Genomic DNA, 24,018 nt, shown 5'->3' with positions numbered 1-24,018 from the left:
CTTCAGCGGCTGGTGGGGGCGGCGGGGGCGAGCGGGGCGGCCAGGGCGGCCGCGAGGGCCTCGCGCAGGATGCGGCCGGCGATCTCGACCTCCTCGGCCGTGCAGTTCAGGGGCGGCAGCATGCGCAGCACCCCGTCCTCGCGGCCGCCGAGCTCGATGATCAGTCCGCGCTGCAGGGCCTCGCGCTGGACGCGTGCGGCCAGGTCGGAGGCGGGCCGGCCGGTGACCGGGTCGGCGAGCTCGACGCCGAGCATCAGGCCGAGGCCACGGACGTCGGCGACGCGGTCGGTCAGGCCGCGCAGGTCCGCCAGGTGGCGGGTGAGCTGTTCGGCGCGGTCGCGGACGTTGGCCAGAATGCCGTCGCGCCGCACGGCCTTGATGGTGGCGACGCCTGCGGCGAAGGCGGCCTGGTTGCCGCGGAAGGTGCCGGTGTGCGCGCCGGGGGCCCAGGTGTCGAGCCGCTCGTCGTAGAGGATGACCGCGGCGGGCAGGCCCAGGCCGCTGAGGGCCTTGGAGGCGACGACGACGTCGGGCTCGATGCCGTACTGCTCGAAGGCGAACCAGGTGCCGGTGCGGCCGCATCCGGTCTGCACCTCGTCGACGACGAGCGGGATGTCGAGGGCGCGGGTGAGCTCGCGCAGGCGGCGGACGAACGCCGGGTCGGCGGGGATCACGCCGCCCTCGCCCTGGACGAGTTCGAGGATGACGGCCGCCGGCAGCGGGATGCCGCCGTTGGGGTCGGTCAGTGCGCGCTCCAGGTAGGTGGCGCAGTTGACGGCGCACGTGTCGCGCTTCAGGCCCAGCGGGCAGTCGTGGCAGTGGGGGTAGGGGAAGAAGTGCACGCCGGGCATGCGGCCGCGCACCGGTGCCTTCTGCTCGACGAGCCCGGTCAGGGACAGGGTGGCCAGGGTGCTGCCGTGGAAGCCGCCCTGGAAGGCGATGATCTCCTCCCGGCCGGTGGCCGTACGGCACAGCTTCAGTGCGGCCTCGACGGCGTTGGCGCCCGTCGGCCCGCAGAAGTGGATCTTCGTACGGTCGCGCATGGCGTCGGGGAGCATCCCGAGGGTCAGGTCGGTGAACTCGTCCTTGACCGGGGTGGGGAAGTCCAGGCCGTGGACCAGCTCGTCCAGCTGGCGGTGGGCCGCGGCCAGGGGCTCGGGCGGGTTGTGGCCGAGCGAGAGCACGCCCGCGCCGCTGAGGAAGTCGAGGAAGACGTTGCCGTCGAGGTCCTCGACGAAGCTGCCGGACGCCCGCCGGATCGCGAGCGGCAGCCGGCGGGGGTAGGTGCGGGCGCTGGACTCGCGCCGGCTCTGCCGTTCGAGCAGCTGCGCGCTGCGGGGGCCGGGGAGTTCCCCGCTGACGAAGGGTTCCTTGTGGCGCGGGGCTGCGGGCACGGGAACGTCGGCGGTCTGGGTCACGATCCACTTCCCTCGGACGGGTGGGCGGGGACGGGGGTGCGGTCCCGGCGGGCGGGCCGGGCGGTGACGAGGACGACGAGGACCGCTGCGAGCAGGGCCTGCGCCCCGGCGTAGAGCCAGAAGTCCTCGGCGGCGCCGCCGGACTGGGCGGTGGCGTACAGCTGGCCGCCGGCGATGCCGCTGGTGAAGGAGCCGAGGCCGAGCGCCAGGCGCTGGCTGCCGACGGCGAGCACCGGGCGGCCGGGGACGGCCGCGAGGGCCTCCAGCTCGTTCTTGAGGAAGATCACGCCCTCGCCGATGCTCATCAGCACGGTGCCGGCGATGACGAACACCACTCCCGGCTGCGCGAAGGCCAGCAGGCCGAGCGTGAACGCGGGGAAGGCGACGGCGACGGCGACCGGGTAGCGCACCCGGCCGATCCAGCGGGCCGCCGGCGGCTGGCCGAGGATGACCAGGGCGCTGTTGACGACGAGGGCCAGGCTGTAGACGAAGGCCGGGTGCCCGGCGGTGACGAAGACGCCGAGGTAGTTCTGGAAGAACCAGAAGACGTAGGCGGTCACGAAGGCCACCAGGGCGGGCGGGGTGAGGAAGGCCCGGGCCCAGTCGGCACGTGAGCCGCCCGCGGTGGGCCGGGTGGCCGACGCGCGCGGCAGCAGCACCGCGTGCAGCAGCGTGAGCGCGGCGAACATCGCCGTGACCACCATGAACACCAGGAACGGCCGGGTGACGATGAGCACTCCGGAGATCAGGGTGCCGAGCGCCATGCCCGTGCTCAGCGCCGAGTTGTTCAGCGACAGCAGGACGGGCCGGTGCTCCTCGGGCACCTCGCCCACGACGAACGCCTTGTTGGCCGGGGAGTACAGGGCGTCGCCCACGGCGGTGAGCAGCACGGCGGCGACGGCGAGCCGCGGCACCGACAGGCCGGCCGCGAACAGGGCGAACCCGCTGGTGCGGACGGCCAGTCCGGTGACCATGGCGGTCTTCAGGCCGATGCGCTCGGCCACGAGGCCGCCGCCGAGCGCCCCGGCGAACTGCAGGAAGGAGGTCACGCCCAGCAGCAGGCCGACGGTGCCCATGGCCATGCCCATGCGCTCGTGCAGCAGGATCGCCAGGAAGGGCAGCACCATGAAGCTGGCGAGCGGCATGAAGAACGAGGTGGCGAGCAGGAAGCGCAGGGTGACGGGGAGGCCGGCCAGCTGCGCCCACAGCTCAGAACGACGGGTGCCAGACATCGCCGTCCTCGAACTCGACCCAGTAGGTGCGGGAGATCTCCTGCTTGGTCGCCTCCGCGGCGGCCTCGTCGGGCACGTGCAGCCAGATCAGGCCGGGCCGCTTGGTGTTGGCGGCGACGGGCAGCGGCACCTCTCCGGGCCGCAGGTCGATCTCGAAGTCGTCCACGCCGTCGATGGCGCGCAGGAGTTCGGGGTCGGCGGTGCGGCGGATGCGCTTGGCGGGCGGGATCAGCGAGACGACCATGCCGATCGCGTGGGTGGGCGGCAGGTGGGGGGAGGTGACGTCCTGCCCGCCCGGCAGCAGGCTGCGCAGGGCGGTGGCGATCTCGTCGACGCCGCCGGCGTGCTCGACCATCTTGAAGAGGCGGTAGCCGCCCATGCGGGTCTGGGACTCGATGATCACCGGCCGGCCGTCGCGGGCGATCTTGAGCTCGGTGTGGGTCAGGCCCCAGGTGTGCCCGATGGTGTCGAGGAAGGTCACGACGGTGCGGGCGAGGGCCGGTACGTGCCGGTCGTGGGGGGCGGGCGGCGGTACGCAGACCTCGGTGATCGCGGGATTCGGGTGCGCCGCCAGGCGGCACAGCGACACGCCCGCGACCGCGTGCCGCCCGCCGAGGGTGACGGTCTCCACGCTGAAGAGCTCGTCGCCCTCGATGAACTCCTCGGCGATGTAGGGGCCCTTGATCCAGAAGGCGGAGTCCTCCAGCAGGGCGCGCAGCTCGTCGGGGGTGGTGATCTGGCGCACCCCGACGCTGCCGGACCCGGCGACGGGCTTGACGATCAGCGGCAGGCCGTGGCGGGCGTGGAACTTCTCCAGGTCCCCGGCGCCGGCGACCCGGGCCCAGCCGAGGGCGAGCTCGGGGTGGTCGGCGAGGATCTCGCGCATCCGGTCCTTGTAGCGGGTGACGGCCACCGATTCGAGCGGCAGGCCGGGGATGCCGAGGGCGTCGGCGATCACGGCGCAGCTCTCCAGGCCGAACTCGCCGAAGGAGACGGTGGCGTCCAGCCGGTGGGCGGCGTCGAAGCGGCGGGCGGCGCTCAGGCAGGCGACGACCTGTTCGGCGGGGATCGGGGCGACGAACCGGCAGCGGTCGAGGACCTCCATGTCGCGCGGGGCGAAGTCGGCGGTGTTGCCGATGAAGCTGACGTCGAAGCCAAGCGACAGGGCGGTCTCGACGACTCCGGCCCAGCCGCTGAGGACGAGCAGGTGCGGGGCGCGGTCAGTCACGGCACTCCCCCTCCATCCGGACGGTGATCTCGGCCGCGGCCGACAGGACGTTCTGCAGGGCCAGTTCGGAGGTGGCGCCGTGGGCGAAGACCACGGCGACGCAGCCGTCCTGGTGGGAGGTGGCCTGCACGACCGTGCCGGGCGGCAGGGCGGGGTACAGGGCGGGGTCGCCCGGGTGGCCGTCGAGCAGCTCCTCGCCCTCGCACGCGGTGAACAGGCCCGGGCACGGGGCGTACACCCGCGCGTGGGCGGTGCCGTGGCGCGGGGTGAGCGGGGCGTCCAGCAGGGCGGGGCGCCGGCGCAGGGCGAGGTCGACGAAGGCCCCGTAGACGTTGGCGCCGAGGGTGCGGCACATCTGCTCGCCGAGCAGGCCGCCGCCGAGGCGGGGGTTGATCTCGACGACCTCGAAGCCGTCGTCGGTCAGGATGAACTCGGTGTGGGCGAAGCCCTCGGTGTAGCCGACGGCCTTGAGGACCTGCTCGATCCATCCGGCGGCGTCCTCGGCGAGGGCGGGCGGCAGGGCGACGGGGAAGGCGAGGGCCTCCTCGCGCACGACGGGGGGCGCGGACAGGACGCGGCTGCTGACGCCCAGCACCCGGGTGCGGCCCTCCCAGGTGAGGGTCTCGATGCTGTACAGCGGTCCGAGGAAGTACGGCTCGGCGGTCGGCCGGCCGCGCAGCGAGGAGCGCCGGATCTGCTCCAGCGCGGACGTCAGCTCGTCGAAGGTGCGGGCCAGCCAGACGTGCTTGCTGCCGGTGCCGGCGCTGTCCTTGAGGACCAGGGGCAGGCCGACGCGGGCGGCGACCGCGCGGGCGTCGTCGTCCGGGGCCAGGGGGGAGGCGTCGGCGCGGGAGAGCCCGTGCTCGTACAGCCGCCGGCGCAGCCGGGCCTTGTCGCGCACCAGGCGCACGCCCGCGGGGTCCTGACCGGCCAGGCCGAGCTCCTCGCGCACGGCGAGGGAGACCAGGCTCCAGGTGTCGGTGGTGCTGACCAGGCCCGCCACGTCGCCGATGCGGCGGACGGCCGCGACGACCTCGCCCACGTCGTGGGTGTTGACGTCGTGGACGACCAGGTGGGGGCTGCGGACGAGGGACAGCTCGTGCAGGTACTCCGGCCGGTCGCAGGTCAGCAGGTGGACGGTCAGGCCCTCCTCGGCGGCCGCGGCCACGAGGCGGCCGAGGCCGAACTGCAGCCACTCCAGGGCGATGATGTTCCGTCCCGAGGGCGTGTTCACTGGGCGTGCTCCTTGAGGTGGTGGTGGAAGGGCCGGCGGTCCCAGTCCATGACCGACCAGGGCAGGGCCAGCTGGTCCAGGGAGTCGATGCGCCGGGGGGCCAGGTCGAGGACGCCGTGGTCGAGCGCCCCGGGGCGGGCGTAGACGTTCTCGGCGTAGCGGTGCCCGGTGTCGGCGGCGAGGAAGACGCAGGGGCGCCCGGTCTCCCGGGCCGCCTCCCAGCGGGCGGCGAGGAAGTTGCAGCCCGAGGAGAGCCCGGCGTAGACGCCGTGGCGGCTGAAGAGTTCGACGGTGGCGCTCACGGCGGCGTCGAAGCCCACCCAGTGCACCCGGTCGAACAGTTCGTGGCGCACGTTGCCCATGACGATGGGGCTGCCGATGCCGGAGATGCTGGCGACGGGGTCCTCGACGGGGTCGCTGCCGAAGGTGACGCTCTCGAAGGGTTCGACGCCCACGAGCCGGACGTCGTCGTTGAGCTCCCGCAGGGCGGTGGTCAGGCCGCCGGAGGCGGCGCCGGTGCCCACGCCGGCGACCAGGGTGAAGGGCTCGCCGCCGAACTCCTTGTTCAGGAACTGGGCGCATTCGCGGTAGCCCAGGTAGTGCACGGAGTCGTGGTACTGCCGCATCCAGTGGACGCCGGGCTCGGTCTCGAGGATCTCGGCCACCCGGGCCAGCCGGGCGCCCTGGTCCATCTTGTCGACCAGCGGACCGGGCGGCACCCGGACCTGGTCGACCTCGGCGCCCAGCATCTCGAACTGCCGCCGGACATTGTCGTCGACCTTCGTCGAGCAGACGATCCGGCATTTCATTCCGTATTTGTGGCAGGCCAGTGCCAGGGAATAGCCGTACGTGCCGCTCGAACTGTCCATGAGCGTATCGCCCGGTTCGACGACTCCGGTCGCCAGAAGATGCCGGACGGCTTCGAGAGCGGAATACAGCTTCATCATCTCGAAGCGCAGGACATAAGTGTCACGGTCCAGCCGGACCACATCCGGCTGCTTCATCGCGTCCGCGATGTGATCAAACACGGCCCCATCCTCCAGGGGGTTTCCGGGGATTTCCCGGGGTTTTGCGCCGAGGCTGTGCCAGTGGTTTCCCGGCGTGCGAGGGGACGCGGCCGGCGCCGGGGGTACGCCGGCCGCGCCGTCGGGAAGGGCGGTCGTCAGGCCGCCGCCACCATCGCCTCCGCGGCGATACCGAAGGTGCGGTGCGCGGTGCGGGCGATGAGGTACTGGATGTCCTGGTCGGACAGGCCGTTGGCCTTGGCGTTGGCGATGTGCCGGGCGAGCGGCTGGGAACCGGCCGCCACGACGCCGTTCTCCTCGTACCACAGGCCGTTGTCGCCGGTGTGGTGCAGCGGACGGCCGCCGAGGCGGGCGGAGTCGCACCGGTCGGTCATGATCATGGCGTTGCGCGGGCCCATGAGCTGGACGGCGCGGGTGGCCAGGGCCAGGTCGACGTGTTCGCCGTCGAAGTTGATGCAGGCGGCGATGCGGCAGTTGACGGCCTGCTTGATGATGGCGCCGGGCACGGGGCCGGCGATCTCGCTGATGTTGTCCAGCGTCCAGTTGGGCACGTCGTACGACTCGATGATGCGGTCGCGCTCGCGCCGGGCCCGCTCGGTGCGGAAGGCGTGCCGGATGTTCAGCGGCATGTCGTTGAAGAGGTGGTCGGTGGTCACGCGCACGCCCGTGCCGTTCCACTCCGACTGGTAGGCGATCTCCACGATGGCGTCCACGGTGTCCGCGCTGCGCTGCGGGTTGTCGCGGGTGAAGTGGCCGAGGGCCGGGCGCACGCCGTGGGCCAGCAGGGTCGGCACGATCCAGGAGAAGTCGCTGGTGCGCAGGTTGGGGTCGTCCTGCAGGACGGACTCCGGGGAGTAGGCGTCGGGGGAGACCACGGTGTAGACCAGGCCGTGGTCGCCGAGGGCGGCCAGGCGCTCCCACTCCTGGCGGCTGGGCGCCCACACGGTGGAGGTCGGGGTGCCGCCGCGGTGGGAGAGCAGCGGGCCCTCCAGGGCCACGCCGGGCACGTGCGGCAGCAGGCCGTCGTTGCGCATCTGCGCATAGCGCTTCATGAACTGCTCGAACTCGGCGAGCCGGTCGCGGTGCAGGTACATGGTGGGCAGGGCGAGCACGCCCTCGCCGGCACACCACTTGTCGAGGCGGGCCAGGTCCACGCGGGTGAAGTCGGAGAAGTCCACGTCGCCGAATCCGTGGCAGTGGACCTCCACCGGACGCATGCCGTTCTCGTCCACCTCGAACGGCTTGATGCCGGTTGCTGCTTCTGTCGAACTCATCACCCAAAGCTCCCTGTTCGGTCGGGGGGTCGCCATGATTCTGGGCCGCTCGAAGACGCCGTATCCAGTGCGGATCACGGTCATGAAGCTGCATTGCAGCTTGCTGAAGGAGCGGAGCCGCAGGGGCCGGGGCTTATTCTCACGATGCCGGACCACGGGATCTTTACGGGCGGCGGCCGCGTGAACGACCCACGGCCGCAAGGCCGTCACACGCGCGGCGTCGCCGACCCCCCTTCCTTCCACGGGAGTCAACCTCCATGTCCTCTCCTGCGGTCGTATCCGACCGGGAATTCACCATGCCCCGCCAGGGGCTGCGAGTCCTCGTCTCCAGCGTTTCCTCCGATTCCCACACCTGGAATCTGGTCTATCTCCAGCTGCTGCTGGAGGAGATGGGCCACGAAGTGCACAACACCGGCGCCTGCGTGCCGGACGACCTCCTGCTGGGCGAGTGCCGCCGCCTGCGGCCGGACCTGGTGGTCATCAGCAGCGTCAACGGCCACGGCTTCCTCGACGGGCGGCGCCTGATCGGCCGGTTGCGGCGCGAGGCGGACCTCGCGGCGCTGCCCGTCGTCATCGGCGGCAAGCTCGGCACCGAGGGCGCGGGCGCCGGCCGGTACGGGCCCGAGCTGCTGGCGGCCGGGTTCACCGCCGTCTTCGAGGGCGACGACGCCATCGAGGACTTCCGCGCGTACCTCGACCCGCACGGCGCCCTGCTGCTGCCGGCGGCGCCGGCCCTGGCGGGCGTGGCGTGAGCGCCGGCCCCGCGGCGTCCGGCGGCTTCGTGCCGGCCGTGCCGTCCTTCGGGGCGGCGGTCGCGGCGGCCCGGGCGGCCGGCGAGCTGGTGGTCCAGCCGCGGATGGGCTTCGCCACCCGGCCGGCCATGCGGCGCGGGCTGGAGGCCGTGCGGGACGTGCCGGTGCGCACCGTCGGCACGATCACGCTGGACAGCTACACGAGGGTCGGCGACCACGCCTCCGCACGCCGGGCCCTCGACGGCGGCGAGAGCCTCAACGGCTATCCGCTCGTCGCCCAGGGCGCCGCGGCCACGCGGGAGATGACCGCGGGCCTGGGCGGCGGGCGGCACTTCGCGCTGCAGGTCCGGCACGGCTCGTCGCTGCCGCTGGACATCTTCCGCACGCTGCTCGACGCCGGGCTCGACGCCACCGAGGGCGGTCCCGTCTCGTACTGCCTGCCCTACAGCCGTACGCCGCTGGAGCGTTCGGTCCGGGCGTGGGCGCGGTGCTGCGAGATGCTCGCGGCCCGCTCGCCCACCGCGCACCTGGAGAGCTTCGGCGGCTGCCTGCTGGGCCAGCTGTGCCCGCCGGGCCTGCTGGTGGCGACGACCGTGCTCGAAGGGCTGTTCTTCGAGCAGCACGGGCTGCGCGACATCTCCCTCAGCTACGCCCAGCAGACGCACTTCGGCCAGGACGCGGCGGCGATCGCCGCGCTGCGCCGGCTGGCCAGGGAGATGCTCACGCGCTCGCGCTGGCACCTGGTCCTGTACACGTACATGGGCGTCTTCCCCCGCACCGAGGCCGGTGCGCTGGCCCTGCTGCGGCACAGTGCCGCCCTGGCCGCGCACACCGGGGTGGACCGCCTGATCGTCAAGACCCCGGCGGAGGCCCACCGCATCCCCACCGTCGAGGACAACGTCCTGGCGCTGACGGAGGCGGCCCGGGCGGCGGCCGCGTACGGCGCACGGCCCGGTGCCGTGGCCGACGACGGGGTGTACGAGGAGGCCCGGGCCCTGGTGGAGGCCGTCCTGGAGCTCGACGCGGACGTGGGGCGGGCGCTGGTCACCGCGTTCGCCCGCGGATACCTGGACGTGCCGTACTGCCTGCACGCCGACAACGCCCAGCGCTCGCGCAGCTGGATCGACGGCGACGGCCGGCTGCGCTGGTTCTCGGTGGGGTCCATGCCGATCCGTGCCCAGGCGCCGCCGGGCGCCTCGCGGCTGCGGGCGGACGACCTCCTCGGGATGCTCTCGCACGTGCAGTCGGCCTTCGACCACGCCGCCCTCGCCCGGGCCTGACGCCTTCGCCGCGCCCTCGCCCCCGCTCCCCCAGCCTCCCGTTCCCCCACCCCTTCCGCCCCGTGCGGCGCGCACCGCACCCCACCGGGCACTAGGAGAGTCGCAGTGAACAGCCACGCACAGCCGCCCGTCCCCTACACCGTCGTCGTCGTCGGCACCGGGCCCCGGGGCGTCTCCGTCCTGGAGCGCCTCGCCGTCCTGCTGCGCGACGCCGGCACCGATCCGCATCCGGTCCACATCTACGCCGTCGACGCCGTGGAGGTCGGGGCCGGCCGGGTGTGGCGCACCGACCAGGACCCCTGGTACACGATGAACACCGTCATCGGGCAGGTCACCATGTTCTCCGGCGAGCCCGACGGCGGCCGTCCGCGTCCCGGCGCCGGGCCCTCGCTCGGCCAGTGGCTCGCCGCGTACGCGCCGGACGCCGCCGATCGCCCGGCCCCCGACCCGGACGACTTCGCCTCCCGCCTCGACTACGGGCGCTACCTGCGCTTCGTCCACCGCACCATCACCGAGGAACTCCCGGCGCACGTCCGCCTGTTCTCCGTGCGGGGCCGGGTCACCGCCGTACGGCCGGGTCCGCCGGGCGAGTACCGGGTGACCCTGGACGACTCCCGCACGCTCACGGCGCACAAGGTCGTGCTCGCCACCGGGCACCCCCGCAACGAGCCCGACGACTTCGACCGGACCATGCAGGAGTTCGCCGCCGAGCACCCGGGCCTGGCCTACATAGCCGGCGACTCGGCCGCCGACATGGACCTCGCCTCCGCCGTGCCTCCCGGGGCCACCGTGGCGGTGCGCGGGCTGGGGCTGTCCTTCTACGACGTCGTGCTGTCGCTGACCGTCGGGCGCGGCGGCACCTTCGCCCGCGAGGACGACGGCCGGCTGCGGTACGTGCCCGGCGGGCGCGAACCCCGCATCGTCGCCGGCTCCCGCAGCGGCCTGCCCATCCCGGCGCGCGGGCGCAGCCAGAAGGACCCCGGCTATGTGCACCCGGCGCTGTTCCTGACCAAGGAGGCCGTCGCGGCCGCCCGGGCCCGGCGGCGCGAGGCGACCGGCAGCGCGCTGCTGGACTTCGCCGAGGACCTGCTGCCGCTGCTGCTGAAGGAGGTGGAGCACGTCTACCGCACGACGTACGTGCGGATGCGCTCCGGCGAGGAGGCGGCGCAGGAGTTCGCCCGCGCGCACGCGCAGCTGCTGCACGCGGACGAGGACACCTCCGTCCTGCTCAAGGAGGCCGGCCTGGACGACGTTCCCGCGCTCGACCTGTGGGCCCTGGCCCGCCCCTTCGAGGGCGAGTCGTTCGAGAGCCCGCTGCAGTGGCGCGAGCGCCTCTTCGACGTGCTGCGGCGCGACGTGGCGGAGGCCGCGCTGGGCACCGTGGACGGTCCGCTGAAGGCCGCCCTGGACGCCCTGCGGGACCTGCGCGGGATCGTCCGCTGGGCCGTCGACTACGGCGGGTTGCTGCCGCACTCGCACCGCGACGCGTTCCTGCGCGACTACGTGCCCGTCAACGCCCTGCTCTCCGCCGGGCCGCCCATGGTCCGCACCGAGCAGCTGATGGCGCTGATGGAGGCGGGCGTCGTGGAGGTCGCCGGGCCCGGCACCCGGTTCGCCACCGACGCCGCGACCGGCCGGTTCGTCGTGGGATCGCCGCAGGTGGCGGGCTCGGAGCGGACGGCCGAGGTGCTGATCGACGCCCGTATCCCCACCCCGTCCCTGCCCCGCGACACCTCGCCGCTGATGCGCCAGCTGCTCGCCGAGGGCGTCGTACGGGAGTTCGTGAACACCGACGAGCCGTCCGGCACGCGGTTCGCCACCGGGGGCGTCGACGTCGTCGAGGGCTCCTTCCGCGTCCGTGACGGCGCGGGGCACGTGCACCCCGGCCTGTACGCCCTGGGCATCCCGACCGAGCACGTGCGCTGGTTCACCCAGATCGGCAACGGCCGCCCGGGAGTGGCCACCGACTTCATGAAGGTGGCGGACACCGTCGCCCGCGACGTGCTGGCCCCGCTCGCCGCAGGCGACGGCCCCCGGGCCCACCATGCGCTCGTCGCCGCGCAGGCCGCCCTCGCCGGGCCCGAGTCCCGTGCGCACGGCTAGGCCCCACCCTTCCCACCACGAAAGGCACCACCGGCAATGACACTGCACGAGAACGACGCCACGCGCGCCTTCCGGCAGGCACGCGACGTCCTGCTCGACCACCGCGACGACCTCGACGAGGCCCGGCGGCTCTTCCGCTGGCCCCGGCCGGAGCGCTTCAACTGGGCGCTGGACTGGTTCGACGTGATCGCCCGCGGCAACGACCGCCCCGCCCTGCGGGTCCTGGGCCCCGGCGGGGTCACCGACCACTCCTTCGACGCCATGGCGCGCCGCTCGGACCAGGTGGCGTGCTGGCTGCAGGCGCTGGGCGTGCGCCGCACCGACCCGCTGCTGCTCCTGCTGGACAACCGCGTCGAGCTGTGGGAGGTGATGCTCGCGGCCATCAAGCTGGGGGCCGTCGTCGTCCCCACGTACACCACGACCACTCCGGCCGACCTGGCCGACCGCGTGGAGCGGGCCGGCATCCGGCACGTGGTGGCCGCCTCCTCCCTGGTGGACCGCTTCGCGGGCATCGCCGGCGACTTCACGCGCATCGCGGTGGGCGACGACCGGCCGGGCTGGCTGCCGTACGCCGCCTCGCGCACCGCTCCCGAGGAGTTCACGCCGGAGGGCGTCACCCTCTCCGGCGACCCGCTGTTCCGCTACTTCACCTCGGGCACCACCTCGCGGCCGAAGATGGTCGAGCACACCCACCTCAGCTACCCGGTCGGCCATCTGTCGGGCATGTACTGGAACGGTGTGCGCCCGGGCGATCTCCACCTGAACGTCTCCGCGCCCGGCTGGGCCAAGCACGCCTGGAGCTCGTTCTTCGTGCCGTGGAACGCCGAGGCCACGATCGTCGTCCTCGCCGACCCGCGGCCGGGACCGGCCACGGTCCTCGACGCGCTGCGCACCCACGGGATCACCACGCTGTGCGCCCCGCCGACCGTCTGGCGCGGCATGGTCCAGCAGGGCCTGGGCGAGCGGCCGGCCCACCTGCGGGAGGCGTCGGCCGTCGGCGAGTCGCTGGAGCCGGCCCTCTTCCACGCCGTCCACGACGCCTGGGGCATGCCGGTGCGCGACGGCTTCGGCCAGACCGAGACCACCGCCCAGATCGGCAATCCCCCGGGGCGACCGATCACGCCCGGCCGGATGGGCTGGGCCCTGCCCGGTTACGACCTGGTGCTGATCGACAAGGAGAGCGGACGCGAGGTGCCCGACGGCACCCCGGGCGAGTTGTGCGTGCGCCTGGACCCCCGCCCCGCCGGCATGATGACGGGCTACGCGGGCGACGAGGAGCGCACGGCCCGCGCCTTCGAGGGCGGCGTCTACCACACGGGCGACCTGGTGGTGCGGCACGAGGACGGCAGCTTCGGCTACCTCAGCCGCACCGACGACATGTTCAAGTCCTTCGACCACCGCATCTCGCCGCTGGAGCTCGAACGCGCCCTGCTGCGCAGCCCGCTGGTCGCCGACGCCGCGGTCGTGGCCGTCCCGCACCCGGTGGGTCTGTGGGAGCCGAAGGCGTACGTGGTGCCCGCCCGCGGCCATGCCGCGGACGCGGCCTGTGCCGAGGCCGTCTTCCGCCGGGCCGTCGAGGAGCTGCCCCGGGAGAAGTGGGTGCGGCTGCTGGAGTTCACCGACCGGCTGCCGCTGACACCCTCGGGCAAGATCCGCCGCGCCGAGCTGCGGGAGCGGGCCGAGGTGCCCGGCATGGTCCACCGGCTGCCCGGCACGTGGGAGGAGGAGAGTGATGGAGAAGCACACCGAGGAGTCGAGCCCGCTGCTGTGCACGTGCCTTCGGGTGACGGAGCGTGAGGTGATCGAGGCCATCGAGGGCGGTGCCCACGACCTGCCGGCGGTGCGCGAGGCCACGGAGGCCAACACCGGCTGTGGTGACTGCGCCGACGACATCGAGGACCTGATCGCCGACCACTTCGAGCGCCGCCCGGCCTGCTGAGCCGTGCCGCGGGGGGCGGGGGCCGGGCCGGTGGCCCGGCCCCCGCGCCGTTCAGCGGCGGACACGGTTGGCCAGCAGCGTGCCGGCGGTGGCCAGGACGAGCCCGCCGAGGGTGAGCGGGCCGAGGTGCTGCCCGAGCACCAGGGCGCCCAGCACGGCGGTGCTCATGGGCACGAGGTAGAACAGGCTGCTGACCTGGCTCGTGCCGTGCCGCTGCAGCAGGTGGTAGAGCAGGCCGACGCCGACGATGGAGTTGATCAGCGCGCTCCACAGCAGCACGGGCGCGTAGCCGGCGGTGAACTCCACGTCCCAGCCCTCGTACGCGAGCGCCGGGACGAGTGCGACCAGCGAGGCGGCCAGCAGCTGCACGGCGTTGCCGCTCACCGGGTCCATCCGGCCGCAGAACCGCTTCTGGTAGACCGTGCCGACGGAGATGCCCAGCAGCCCCAGGACGAGGAAGCCCAGGCCCAGCAGGTAGCCGCCGCTCACGTGGATGCCCTCGGCGACCGCGAGGGCCACGCCGCCCAGGCCGAGGACGAGCCCGAGGTACTGGCCGGCCGTCACGCGCTCGCCCAGCACCGGCACGGCCAGCAACGAGGCGGTCAGCGGGTACAGCGCGATGATCAGTGCCGCGAGGCCGGAGGGGACGCCGAGGTCCATGCCCACGTAGATGCTGGAGAACTGCACCGCCTGGACGAGGGCGCCCGCCACGCACAGGTGCAGCAGCTGCCGCCCGCGCGGGAGCCGGTCGCGCCGGGCGAGCGCGACGGCCAGGAGCACCAGGCCGGCGATGGCGAAACGTAACGCCGCGAAGGTGTAGGGCGCCGCGTGCCGCAGCCCGAGCTTGCCCGAGATGAAGCCGGAACTCCACACCACCACCAGGGCCGCGCGGGCGGTGAGGTCGGCGGCGCGCCCGCCGGACGCGGCCGGGGCCGGGGTGGCCGCCACCGGGGCCGTGGGGCGCTCGGAACGGTGGACGGGCGGGTTCGGGATGGACACCGCTGACACTCCCTCCTGTTCGATAAAAAGCACTGTAGAGCAGAATATCGCTCAGTCTCAACGTCGCCCCGAAAGCCGAAAAGCCCCACGGACCGTGGTCCGTGGGGCTGTTGAGCAGGAAACGGGAAGGCCGCCGGCGGCGGGCCGCTCAGTAGAGGCTGGAGAAGAGGATGCAGACCAACTGGGCCGGCTCGTCGGTGTCGTTGCGGAAGCTGTGCGGATGGCCGGCCGACCACTGGGCGCAGTCCCCGGCGCGCAGCACGTGGTCCACGCCGTTGTACCGCGCGACGATGACGCCACGGGTCACCGTGACCAGGTCGGAGCCCTCGTGCTGAAGGTCCTCCGTCAGGCCGCTGCGGGGCTCGAAGTCGCCGGTGACGACCTGGTAGCCGAGCTCCGGCGAGCGCAGGACGCGGTAGAGCACGCCGGGCGCGCGGTGGAGCACCTCCTGCTTCTCCCGGGGGAAGAGCGAGGGGGTGGCCCGGCCCCGGGAGAAGCCCAGGAAGGAACCGACGTCGTGGTCGAAGACCTTGGCCAGCCGGCCCAGGCGCTCCAGGGCGATGTCGGTCTCGCCCCGCTCCAGCGCCGCGAGGAAGGACACCGACAGCCCGCACTCCGCGGCCACTTGCCGCAGCGACATCCCCTTGTGCGTGCGCAATCGGTGCAACACCTCACCGGGAGGCGGGAAGCCCAGTTCCGGGTCCCGCGGGAGGGCGCCGGGCGTGGCGGGGGACGGGTCAGTCATACCCGGCATCCTAGAGGCTTGCGCCCGCCGGCCGACCGGCCCGCACCCGGGCTCATCTCTGCCCGAGGAGGCCGGACTGGGCGATGAGCACGCCCAGCTGGCAGCGGCTGCGCGCGCCCAGCTCCTCGTAGATCTTGGCGACGTGACTGCGGCAGGTGCGCACGCTGACGCCGATGCGACGGGCGATCGCCTCGTCGGTCTCGCCCTCGGCCAGGAGCTGGATGATGGACATCCGCACACCGGAGATGAGTTCGCTCACGTCCGCCGCGCGGTTGTGGCTCTCGAAGGGCCGGGCGGCCAGCCAGGCCCGCTCGAAGACGCCGGCCAGGTAGCCGACGACGCCGGGCTGGCGGACGACGAGGGCGGCGCCGCGGTCGCCGTCGGCCGGGATGACGGCCACGTCACGGTCGAAGATCAGCAGGTGCTCGAAGGAGTCGCCGAGGGTGCGCACTTCTCCCCCGGCCGCCGCGATGCGCTCGACGTGTTTCCTGGTGGGCGTGTCGAAGCGGGTGGCGTGCTGGTACAGCGCCCGGGTGCGCACCCGGCGGGCGAGCTCGGCCTCGGGCGGCTCCCAGGCGATCTGCAGGACGTCGGCGGCGCTGCGGCCGCCTCCGGGCCGGGCGATGAGGGCCTCGGAGCGGCACTCCTCGGCGGCCGCCGCGATCTCCGCCGCGATGGCGTCCTCGCCCACCACCATCTGGAACGGCTCCGCCATCCGGGCCTCGCGCAGCACCTGTTCGTGCAGTTCCTGGAAGACGGCCAGCTCCGCGCGGATCTCCTCCGACTCCCGTTCCATGCGCGCGATCTGCGAGTGCAGCGGGGCCAGCCGCCGGGAGGCGGCCGTGCGCGGGGCGACGGGGACGAAGACGCTGCGCCCGCTCGCCAGGGGCCGCAGCAGCTGCCCCTCCACCAGCACCCGCACGGCCCGGGCCACTCGGGCCTCCGGCCAGTCCAGCTCCTCGGCCGCGCGGCTCAGGCACAAGAACTGCCGCCGTATCGCCAGTTCGTAGAGCTCCTCGACGTCTTCGGTCTCCCTTAACGGGTCGGCGTGCCGACTTTTGAGATCCGCCTGCATCAATCCCCCTTTGTGCGGCTGGGCGAGAGGCCAGTCGTCACTTATACTGGCCAATCGTCCTTAATATCGCACGCAGTTGATGCATCCGTCAACGATGGCGGATGAAGGAATCGTTCCATGGTGGCGACTGTCCATTCTGGCGGATGCCCGGCCGGCGGGCATCCGTTCATCCGGGCGGACGGAGCGCGGTGACCGCACCGCCCCGGCGCGCGAGCCAGGCGTCGAAGCCGCGCACCGCGGGAGAGGTGTACGCCGTCGCCACCTCGACCAGGAAGGACGTCTCCTCGCACAGATCCGCGGTGCGGAAGTCGCCGACGGCGGACGGCTCCTTCCCCGGCGGCAGCCCGTCCAGTACGGCACGGCGTGCCTGGCGCGCCAGGCACGCGAGGACGGCGGCGCCGTGGCCGACGAGCGGCGCGCGCACCGTGCGCAGGTACTCCTCCGCCAGGCCGGGCATCGCGGGCCCGCTGTGGGAGCTCAGGACGAGCAGGGCGTCGCGGATCTCGATCACCTTGCGGTACTGCAACAGCGAAAAGGACCCCTGGGGACGCAGCAGTTCACCCAGCCGCGAGCGCCGCCGGACGAGGACGACGTGGGGCGCGAGCGCCGTCACATCGCGCCACAGCGGCCACAGCCGCCAGACCGTGACAACGTTTTCCCAGGCTCCGGCCACCGCGGTGACCAGGGGCACGAGGATCGCTCCCGCCCGCAGCAGCCCGTGCAGGACCATGCAGTACGGCAGCAGCATGCCGATGCCCGGCACCGGCAGGGTCACCCGCAGCAACTGGCCGGACCAGTACAGGCCGGAGAAGGCGGTACCCAGGCCGAAGAGCCACAGGCCGCGGCGGGCCGGGCGGCTCGCGCTGCGGCGGGCGTAGTGGCAGCACACCCACGTGCAGGCCGCGTCCGCCGTCAGGTGGGTCCCGATCAGCAGCAGCCAGTACGCCAGTCCCGGGTGGCACAGGCCCACGCGGTGGATGGCGTGCGTCCCGTGCGCGCTGCCGGTCCGGTCGAGCACGACCAGCGCGGTGATCACCAGGGCGGTGGCCAGGTACAGGGCATACCGGCGTCTTCGACCCCGGCCCGTCGCGACCATGACAAAGTCCAGGACGGCTCCGGCGGAGACGACTCCGAAGAGGTTGGTGGCCAGCCCCAGGACCTCGGTGCAGCCGAAGGCCCGCCGCAGGAGAGGTGCCGGCACGACGCTGAGCGTCATGGCCGTGGCCGCGGTGGCCACCGCCAGCCACAGCCCGCGCTGCCGGGGACGGCGGACCGACGACGGGGCGCGCAGCACCACGGCGGTCCACAGGACGACGGCCGCCGCGATCTCGAGCCGGCGGCCGAGGACGGTCAGCTCAGCGATCATCAGGACGTTCCGACTCCCAGTGCCGCCTCCGGCCCGGCCGGCAACCCGGCGCCGCCCGGCGCCGGCGCGTCGTGCCTGCCCTGCCACGTCCGCAGCACGCTCGCGAACATCTCCGCCTCCTGCTCCTCCCGCGTGGTGTAGTCGGTGCGGCCCAGGAGGCGTCGGATCAGGCGCGGGCTGAGATCCGGCAGCAGGGCGGCGAGGCCGCCGAAGTCGTCCGACCGCAGGGACCGGTGGTCGAAGAGCATGTGCCCGATCTCGTGGAGCACGATGTGCTCCTGGTGCGCGCGCGTGGTGCGCTGCTCGTAGAAGATGTGGTCGTCGGTGTCGGTGGCCAGCCACAGGCCGCAGGCCCCCGACGCCGCCGCCTGCAGCGGCAGCGGATGCAAGTGCAACGGGCGCCCGCGCCGGCGCACCAGAGCACGGCGGAGCTCGTCCAGCGAGAACGGGCGGGGTGGGTCCAGCTCGTCCAGCATCGCCTCGCACCGGCGGCGAAGCTTGACATACCTGGCCGGCATCGACTGTTCCCCCGTGCTGTGTCACGTCCGCTGGAGCGCCCGTGAGCGCCCGCCGGCGGACGGGCGGTTCAGTCCTGCGCGGCGGTCCGCGGGGCCTCGCGCCCCTCGTCACCGATCCGCGGCAGGTCCTGCATCCGCCGGACGTCGTCCACCATCGCCAGCAGGGCGTCCAGGCTGGCCGGCGAGAGCCCCTGCGCGCGCAGCGCCAGGTTGCGCACCTGGGCGTCTCCGAGGGCCGAGGCCAGCGCCAACTGGGAGTTGACCCTATCCGCCACGCCGTCATTCAGGAAATACTCGGTGGGGACGCCGAAGAACTCGGCGAGCGCGTCGAGGTGATCGAGCGTCACATTCGACTTCTTCCCCGTGGCCAGCTCCCACAGGTACGTGCCCGAAATCGGCCGCCCGGTCGTCTCCCGTATTTCCTCGGCGAGTTTGGCGTACCCGGGCCGCTTGCGCTCGTCCGGGTAGACGGTGGCGATGAGGGCGGTGAGCCGCTCGTCGATCTTCCGCTCGGTGGCGGCCCCCGGGCGACGGGCCTGGCCTCTCGTCATGTTCCTCTGTGCTCCTCGTTCATCGGACCGGCGCCGCGCGCCCTCCGCTGGCGTGGACGAGGACGGCGCCTATAGCAGTACAGTCAACCGCCAACGTTGACAAGCCGCCCATGAACGCCGTGCGCGAACACGCGCCGCGGAGCCATGGGCCGCATCGGTCACAGCGGTGACGTACGCGGTTCGACGTGGAAGCCGAAGCCCACCGTGCCGGGGTCGACGGCCGTGACGCCGCCGTCCACGGTGAGCACCGCGCCGTTGACGAACGAGGCGGCGGGCGAGAGCAGCCACGTGACGGCCTCGGCGACCTCGCCGGGCTCGCCGGGGCGGCCGGTGGGGATCAGGCGGGTGGCCTGCGCGTAGGCGGCCTCGACACCGTCCTCGCCCGCGCCGAGGTCCGCGTCGTCGGCGAAGCGCCTCATGCGCCCGTCGGCCATGTCGGTGCGCACCCAGCTGGGGCACACCACGTTGGCCCGCAGCCCCTGGGGGCCGTAGTCGACGGCGATCGAGCGGCACAGTTGCAGCAGGCCCGCCTTGGACGTGGCGTAGGCGGGGTTGCCGATGCCGTTGCGCAGGGCGGCGACGGAGGCGACGGCGACGACCGCGCCGCGGGTGCGGACGAGGTGCGGGAGCGCGGCGCGCAGGAGCAGGAACGGGCCGGTGAGGTTGGTGCGCAGCACCGCTTCCCAGTCCTCGACGGGCAGCTCCCCCACCTTCCCGGGCCGCCCGGTGCCGGCATTGAGGACGAGCCCGTCCAGCCGCCCGTACGCAGCGACCGCAGCCTCGACCAGGGCAGTGACGTCGGCGGGGTCGCCGGTGTCGGCAGGGTGGGCCAGTGCGCCCGTCTCCTTCGCGAGGCGCTCCAGCGGCTCCGCCCGCCGCCCGCTGACGACCACGTCGTGCCCGGCCGCCCTCAGGGCTCGCGCGGTGGCCGCGCCGATCCCGGTGCCTCCGCCGGTGACGAGGTAGGTCTTCTGCTCGGCCATGGTGTTCAACCCTTCCCAGCCGGTCGGCACATTGTGCGGTGAGCACCTTACCCGTGGCCTTTACCGGTGGCCCGGCAAAAAGCGGAATAAGCAATTCCGGCAATGGGCGCACAGAGGCCATTGCTCCCGCAACGCACGGAGTCGGCACGGTCGTTGCAAGTCATAGCTATGCTGATCATATCCATCACTTCCGGTTTGACTATCATCCGGTGACTCTTCAAGACTTCGCCTTCACCAGCCCTTTACTTACGGGGGGTTTATCGCGATGAAAAGGGTCAGTCGAACCAGCATGGACTTCAGACACACCACGTCCGCCCGCCTGCGGCGGATCCTCACGCACGGCCTCGTGACCACCACCGCCCTCGCCGCCGTCACCGCGGTGGCCGCGCCGCAGGCCGCCCTGGCCGCGCCCGCCGACGCGGTCAGCAGCGCCGCCGGCATCGGGACCACGGACACGCAGCGCGTCGACGCGGCCGCCGTCGTCCGCCTCGACCCCACCCCGGACGTGCTGCTGCTCAGCGACGAGGACTTCATCCACGCCCTGTGGCAGAAGGCCCGCGACGCCGGCGAGTCCCTGGAGGCCGTGCGCCTGGCCGCCGAGGAGGCCATGGTCAGCAGCAGCGCCGAGGACCAGGTGCGGTTCATCACCACCGGCATCCACGAGGCGTACGCCGTCGACAAGCAGCGGGAGAAGGACCGGGCCGACGCCGACCGCGCCGCCCGGCTCGCCAAGTCCCAGGCGCTGATAGCCGTGGGCATACCGAGCACCCCGGAGCTGCTGGCGCTCAGCGACGACAACTTCATCCGCGCCGTCATGAAGCACGAGGCCGCGGGCCCCGAGGTACGGGCCGCCGCCGCGGCAGCCCTGGCCGGCGACGCCGCCGCCTGGCAGGCGTTCATCACCAACGGCGCCCGCGAGGCCCACCAGCGCGACGTGGCCAACGAGCTCAAGGAGCTGGAGCAGAAGAACCGCGAGGAGGCCCAGCGCCGTGCGGAGCTGGCCGCCCGCAAGAACGCCGCGGCGCTCTTCGGCCTGACGCCCTCCGACGCCGTCCTGAGCCTGGGCGACGACAACTTCATCCGCGAGCTGCTGCGCAGCGTGCCGGCCGACGCCCAGGGCACCGAGCTGTACGCCGCGGCCCAGAAGGCCGTCCTGAGCCCGGACCCGGCCGTGTGGAAGGAGTTCATCCACACCGGCGCCGAGCAGGCGTACAAGCGGGACGACGAGGCCCGCCGCAAGAAGATCGCCGAGGTCAACCGCCGCCGCGCCCTGGCCGTCCAGGCCGCCGCGGAGAAGACCGGCATGAACCCGTGGCTGGTGGCCCAGGCCAAGAAGGCGCTGGCCGGCAGCGACGAGGCCGTGGCGGCGTTCCTCAAGGACGAGGCCCAGTACCGAGCCAAGCGCCAGTCGCTGACCCCGGCGAGCGGCAAGCCCGCCGGCTTCCACGTCCGCCAGTCCTCCCCCGACGGCGGCGAGGTCTTCCTCGCCCCGGTCGACCCCAAGGGCAAGCAGGCCGACCGCGAGGACGCCACCTGGGTCGTGGTGCCCTCCCTCAACGCCCAGCCCGGCTGCTACTCCTTCGAGTCCGTCCGCAAGCCCGGCTACTACCTGGCGCTGAAGGACCTGCGCGTGCGCCTGATGGCCGACGACACCGGCGCCGCCTTCCGCAAGGACGCCACCTGGTGCCCCCGCAAGGGCCTGGCCGGCGCCGGCACGTCCTTCGAGTCGGCCTCCCAGAAGGGCCGCTTCCTGCGCAGCTCCTGGGGCGACCTGTACGCGGCCTCCGGCAAGGGCGGCAAGAACCGCTACGACGCCGAGAAGGACTTCGCCCAGGACGCCACCTGGAAGATCTCCGCTCCCCTCGCGCCCTGATCCGTCCGGCGCCGCAACCCCCCATGAGATCTCCTGAGAAGAACGGAACACCCATGTCTCGGATCACCCGGGTCGCGCTGGCCATCGGCGCGAGCGTGGCCGCCCTCGCCGGCGGCGTGAGCGCCGCCCACGCCGACGAGGCCCCCGCCACCGCCGCGGGCAGCCCCTCGGTCGTCCAGCTGCAGGCCGCGCACAGCGGCAAGTGCCTGACCGTCGCGGGCGCCAGCCTGCGCAACGGCGCCGACGCCGTGCAGGCCACGTGCGCCGACGACCTGGACAACCAGCTCTTCGAGCTGGTGCCCGGCCCCTCCGCCACCTTCGAGCTGCGTGCCAAGCACAGCGGCAAGTGCCTGGAGGTCGAGAACGGCAGCACCAACACCGGTGCCAGGGCCCAGCAGTGGTGGTGCGTGAACGCTGCGCACCAGCGCTGGCGGCTCGTCCTCGCCGACGTGACCAAGGACCTGTACGAGCTGCACCCGGACCACGCCGACGCGCGCTGCCTGGACGTCAAGAGCTCCAGCAAGGACGACGGCGCCGTCGTCCAGCAGTGGAACTGCAACGGCACCACCGCCCAGCAGTGGCGCATCCAGCCGGCCAAGGGCTGAGCTCAAAAAGTCGAGAGGAAACGAGAAACACCATGGCACGGATCACCCGGGCCGCGCTGGCCCTCGGCGCGAGCATCGTCGTCCTGAGCGGCGGCGCCCTGACCGCCCACGCGGACACCGACGACCCCTCCGACGCCGCCAAGAAGGCGGCCGAGGCCGCGTACAACGCCACCCAGGCGGCCGTCGCCGGCGCCCAGGAGGCCAAGAACCGCGCGGCCATGCCGGAGACGCTCGTGCGCCTGCAGGCCGCCCACAGCGGCAAGTGCCTGACCATCGAGGACGGCAAGACGGCCGACGGCGTCAAGGCCACGCAGGCCGCGTGCACGGAGGGCAAGCCCCAGGAGTGGCGCATGGTCCCCACCGCCGGCTCCTCCTACCAGCTGCGCTCCGCGGCCAGCGGCAAGTGCCTGGAGATCGAGGGCAGCGGCACCCAGCTCGGCGCCGACGCCCAGCAGTGGAAGTGCATCGACGGCGCCAAGCAGATGCGCTGGCAGGTCGTCCTCGTCGACCCGGTCAAGAAGCTCTTCCAGCTGCGGCCGACCCACGCCGAGGACCGCTGCCTGGACATCCCCGAGGGAAGCAAGGCCGACGGCGCCATGGCGCAGTCGTGGAGCTGCAACCAGACCCCGGCCCAGCTCTGGAAGATCGCGCCGGCCAACGTCAGAGGACCGCAGTGAACCGTCGGTGGCGCGTGGCCCGGGCCGTGACGGTCGTGCTGCTGGCGAGCGGCGGCGCCGTGGCCGGGGTGGCTCCGGCGTGGGCCGGCACGTCGGTGCCGGCCACCGTTGCCGCTGCTCAGCCCGCCGCCGACGGGCCCGCGCAGATGAGGGCCGCGGCGGCGGAGGACGCGCGGGGCCGCGTCCTGTACTACGCGAAGTACCACCCGGCCGCGGAGGTGCGCGTCTCCGCGTGGAACGCGCTGCGCAACTCCGCCGGCGACGCGGCCATCGCGCAGTGGCTGGCTCCCGGCGGCGGTTTCGACGCCGCCAAGCAGCGGGCGCGCGAGGTCCGGGCGCGCAACAGGGCGTTCTGCGAGCGGGTGGTGGCCACCCACACCAAGGAGTTCTCCCCCGAGGTGCGCTCGGCGGCCGAGCGTGCTCTGAAGGGCACGGCCGCGGACCAGGCGGCGTTCGTGAAGAGCGGGTACGCCGAGGCGCAGCAGCGCGACCGGGCCGTCCGCGAGGCGGATGCCGCGCACCGGGCGGAGGTCGGTGCCAAGGACCGGGCGTTCGTCGCTTCGGTGGCCGAGCACGACCCGGGCGAGCAGGTGCGGGTGGCGGCGCAGTGGGCGCTGCGGCCCGGTGCCACGGATGCGGACGTGGCCGAGTTCTTCGGCTACGGCTGGGCCACGGGCGGAACGCTGGACCTCGAGGCGTACCGGTCGCGGGTGGCCGACGCGGAGACCGTACGGCATGCCGTGCTGTCGCAGCTGATCGCGAAGGCGGCGGCCGCGGAGGAGGCCGTCAAGGGCGCGGCGGACGCGGCGAAGGCGCGGGCCGATGCGGAGGCGGCGTGGAAGGCGGTGGCCGATCACGCCGGTGCCGCGCGCGCGGCCTGGCTGGCGGAGCAGGCTGCGGCTGCCGCGCAGGCGGAGAACTGGCGCGCCATTGCCGCGGCGGCCCAGGAGTCCGCGGACGCGCTGTGGAAGAACATGGGCAAACCGGCCGAGGCCCACCAGAGCTCCTGGTCGCTGGAGCAGGCCGAAGCGGCCAAGGCCGCCGATTTCTGGCAGGACATGGCCGACCGGGCCCAGGAGGCGGAGACCCGCGTGAAGGGCTGACCGGCCCGATCGCCCCGGTGCCCGGCCGGCCCGACCCG

At 73.2% G+C, this 24,018-nt stretch carries 22 protein-coding genes; 9 read left to right on the top strand and 13 right to left on the bottom strand.

The genetic code is table 11. From position 1 onward, the window contains the following. Positions 1 to 2: 2 nt before the first annotated feature. From ABD361_RS21810 to ABD361_RS21785, 6 genes are all read right to left on the bottom strand, one after another. The gene (locus tag ABD361_RS21810; protein WP_344437153.1) at positions 3 to 1,418 is read right to left on the bottom strand and encodes a diaminobutyrate--2-oxoglutarate transaminase family protein; all 1,416 of its coding nucleotides are present in this window, start codon (positions 1,416 to 1,418) and stop codon (positions 3 to 5) included. Then, complete coding sequence (locus ABD361_RS21805) at positions 1,415 to 2,650, bottom strand: MFS transporter (protein ID WP_344437152.1); 1,236 nt, start codon at positions 2,648 to 2,650, stop codon at positions 1,415 to 1,417. Before ABD361_RS21805 ends, ABD361_RS21810 begins: the two co-directional genes overlap by 4 nt. Continuing rightward, a complete protein-coding gene (locus tag ABD361_RS21800) occupies positions 2,628 to 3,878 on the bottom strand; it encodes an ATP-grasp domain-containing protein (RefSeq protein ID WP_344437151.1) in 1,251 nt (416 codons plus the stop codon). Before ABD361_RS21800 ends, ABD361_RS21805 begins: the two co-directional genes overlap by 23 nt. Next, positions 3,871 to 5,112, bottom strand: a complete 1,242-nt coding sequence (locus ABD361_RS21795; protein ID WP_344437150.1) for an ATP-grasp domain-containing protein — start codon at positions 5,110 to 5,112, stop codon at positions 3,871 to 3,873. Before ABD361_RS21795 ends, ABD361_RS21800 begins: the two co-directional genes overlap by 8 nt. Then, positions 5,109 to 6,140 (bottom strand): pyridoxal-phosphate dependent enzyme, encoded by a 1,032-nt coding sequence (locus ABD361_RS21790; RefSeq protein WP_344437149.1) that lies wholly within the window; start codon positions 6,138 to 6,140, stop codon positions 5,109 to 5,111. Before ABD361_RS21790 ends, ABD361_RS21795 begins: the two co-directional genes overlap by 4 nt. Positions 6,141 to 6,274: 134 nt before the next feature. Then, positions 6,275 to 7,411: a hypothetical protein gene (locus ABD361_RS21785; protein WP_344437148.1), complete on the bottom strand. Its 1,137-nt coding sequence runs from the start codon at positions 7,409 to 7,411 to the stop codon at positions 6,275 to 6,277. Between the two features lie 257 nt (positions 7,412 to 7,668). Between ABD361_RS21785 and ABD361_RS21780 the strand changes: the two genes are divergently transcribed. The 5 genes from ABD361_RS21780 (at position 7,669) to ABD361_RS21760 (ending at position 13,485) form a co-directional block, all read left to right on the top strand. Then, a complete protein-coding gene (locus ABD361_RS21780; RefSeq protein WP_344437147.1) occupies positions 7,669 to 8,163 on the top strand; it encodes a cobalamin B12-binding domain-containing protein in 495 nt (164 codons plus the stop codon). Beyond that, positions 8,160 to 9,443 carry a methylaspartate mutase gene (locus ABD361_RS21775; RefSeq protein WP_344437145.1) on the top strand — a complete coding sequence of 428 codons (1,284 nt, stop codon included), beginning with the start codon at positions 8,160 to 8,162 and terminating at the stop codon, positions 9,441 to 9,443. The genes ABD361_RS21780 and ABD361_RS21775 overlap by 4 nt, the downstream gene beginning before the upstream one ends. 105 nt (positions 9,444 to 9,548) lie before the next feature. After that, positions 9,549 to 11,546 (top strand): FAD/NAD(P)-binding protein, encoded by a 1,998-nt coding sequence (locus ABD361_RS21770; RefSeq protein WP_344437144.1) that lies wholly within the window; start codon positions 9,549 to 9,551, stop codon positions 11,544 to 11,546. A gap of 42 nt (positions 11,547 to 11,588) precedes the next feature. Further along, complete coding sequence (locus ABD361_RS21765; protein ID WP_425583290.1) at positions 11,589 to 13,343, top strand: AMP-binding protein; 1,755 nt, start codon at positions 11,589 to 11,591, stop codon at positions 13,341 to 13,343. Then, positions 13,279 to 13,485, top strand: a complete 207-nt coding sequence (locus ABD361_RS21760) for a (2Fe-2S)-binding protein (RefSeq protein WP_344437142.1) — start codon at positions 13,279 to 13,281, stop codon at positions 13,483 to 13,485. Before ABD361_RS21765 ends, ABD361_RS21760 begins: the two co-directional genes overlap by 65 nt. Positions 13,486 to 13,536: 51 nt before the next feature. On the opposite strand, the gene ABD361_RS21755 is transcribed toward ABD361_RS21760, so the two are convergent. From ABD361_RS21755 to ABD361_RS21725, 7 genes are all read right to left on the bottom strand, one after another. Then, positions 13,537 to 14,484 carry a DMT family transporter gene (locus ABD361_RS21755; protein ID WP_344437141.1) on the bottom strand — a complete coding sequence of 316 codons (948 nt, stop codon included), beginning with the start codon at positions 14,482 to 14,484 and terminating at the stop codon, positions 13,537 to 13,539. A 148-nt stretch (positions 14,485 to 14,632) separates the two neighbouring features. Then, positions 14,633 to 15,229, bottom strand: a complete 597-nt coding sequence (locus ABD361_RS21750; RefSeq protein ID WP_344437140.1) for a cupin domain-containing protein — start codon at positions 15,227 to 15,229, stop codon at positions 14,633 to 14,635. A gap of 52 nt (positions 15,230 to 15,281) precedes the next feature. After that, positions 15,282 to 16,304: a helix-turn-helix transcriptional regulator gene (locus ABD361_RS21745; RefSeq protein ID WP_344437139.1), complete on the bottom strand. Its 1,023-nt coding sequence runs from the start codon at positions 16,302 to 16,304 to the stop codon at positions 15,282 to 15,284. 166 nt (positions 16,305 to 16,470) lie between these two features. Beyond that, complete coding sequence (locus ABD361_RS21740; RefSeq protein WP_344437137.1) at positions 16,471 to 17,670, bottom strand: MAB_1171c family putative transporter; 1,200 nt, start codon at positions 17,668 to 17,670, stop codon at positions 16,471 to 16,473. Beyond that, a complete protein-coding gene (locus ABD361_RS21735; RefSeq protein WP_344437136.1) occupies positions 17,670 to 18,188 on the bottom strand; it encodes a hypothetical protein in 519 nt (172 codons plus the stop codon). Before ABD361_RS21735 ends, ABD361_RS21740 begins: the two co-directional genes overlap by 1 nt. Before the next feature lie 68 nt (positions 18,189 to 18,256). Then, a complete protein-coding gene (locus tag ABD361_RS21730; RefSeq protein ID WP_344437135.1) occupies positions 18,257 to 18,739 on the bottom strand; it encodes a hypothetical protein in 483 nt (160 codons plus the stop codon). A gap of 158 nt (positions 18,740 to 18,897) precedes the next feature. Next, the gene (locus ABD361_RS21725; RefSeq protein ID WP_344437134.1) at positions 18,898 to 19,722 is read right to left on the bottom strand and encodes an SDR family NAD(P)-dependent oxidoreductase; all 825 of its coding nucleotides are present in this window, start codon (positions 19,720 to 19,722) and stop codon (positions 18,898 to 18,900) included. A 289-nt stretch (positions 19,723 to 20,011) separates the two neighbouring features. Here ABD361_RS21725 and ABD361_RS21720 point away from each other — a divergent pair, with 289 nt between their 5' ends. Genes ABD361_RS21720 through ABD361_RS21705 form a run of 4 tightly spaced genes read left to right on the top strand, consistent with a single transcriptional unit; the run spans position 20,012 to position 23,980 of the window. Further along, positions 20,012 to 21,595, top strand: coding sequence for an AbfB domain-containing protein (locus ABD361_RS21720; protein WP_344437133.1), 1,584 nt, complete (start codon positions 20,012 to 20,014; stop codon positions 21,593 to 21,595). 53 nt (positions 21,596 to 21,648) lie between these two features. Further along, complete coding sequence (locus tag ABD361_RS21715) at positions 21,649 to 22,200, top strand: RICIN domain-containing protein (protein WP_344437131.1); 552 nt, start codon at positions 21,649 to 21,651, stop codon at positions 22,198 to 22,200. Between the two features lie 32 nt (positions 22,201 to 22,232). Further along, complete coding sequence (locus tag ABD361_RS21710; RefSeq protein ID WP_344437130.1) at positions 22,233 to 22,877, top strand: RICIN domain-containing protein; 645 nt, start codon at positions 22,233 to 22,235, stop codon at positions 22,875 to 22,877. Beyond that, positions 22,874 to 23,980 (top strand): hypothetical protein, encoded by a 1,107-nt coding sequence (locus tag ABD361_RS21705; RefSeq protein WP_344437129.1) that lies wholly within the window; start codon positions 22,874 to 22,876, stop codon positions 23,978 to 23,980. The genes ABD361_RS21710 and ABD361_RS21705 overlap by 4 nt, the downstream gene beginning before the upstream one ends. The last annotated feature ends 38 nt before the right edge of the window (positions 23,981 to 24,018 follow it).

Origin of the sequence: Streptomyces luteosporeus (assembly GCF_039532865.1) — a bacterium.
GTDB lineage: Bacteria > Actinomycetota > Actinomycetes > Streptomycetales > Streptomycetaceae > Streptomyces > Streptomyces luteosporeus.
This window is presented reverse-complemented; position numbering and strand designations above follow the sequence as displayed.